Here is a 478-nt window from a genome sequence, read left to right as displayed (position 1 = left end):
CACATAGGCTTCCTGCACCACGGCGGTAAGCGCCTTCTCGGCCATCCGGCGCGGCTCCAGGAAGCCCGGGAAGTAGGAGCCCTTGCGCAGCTTGGGGATGCGTAGTTCGACTGCGCCGGCGCGGGTCTCCCAGATCCGGTCGCGATAGCCATTGCGCTGGGCCAGACGCTCGGGGGTCTTCTCGCCATAGGCGGCCCCGGTTTGGTTTTCGACTTCCAGCTCCATCAGGCGCTGGGCCGCAAAGCCGATCATCTCGCGCAACAGATCGGCATCAGGGGTCTTCTCCACGAGCGTGCGCAGGTTCATCATGTCATCGGTCATCGGTGGTTCCTCGGTTGCGTTGGCGTGTCGCAACCCGATCCTACCGGAGAACTGCCGGTGACCACCGCAAAGCCGCCCGCCCGCTACGGCGCTATTTGAGGCGCGCGTCCGGGCGGCTTTGCTCTACCGAGCTACACCATCACTCGGGACACGACCC

1 protein-coding gene is annotated in these 478 nt (G+C 65.3%); it reads right to left on the bottom strand.

The window, feature by feature from the left end:
* The coding region (locus CWO91_RS42445) for a transposase (protein WP_208753160.1) at positions 1-321 on the bottom strand (321 nt) is incomplete at its 3' end.
* Positions 322-478 lie beyond the last annotated feature (157 nt).

The sequence above is a fragment of the Bradyrhizobium genosp. SA-3 genome (assembly GCF_004212635.1).
Taxonomy (GTDB): domain Bacteria; phylum Pseudomonadota; class Alphaproteobacteria; order Rhizobiales; family Xanthobacteraceae; genus Bradyrhizobium.
This window is presented reverse-complemented; position numbering and strand designations above follow the sequence as displayed.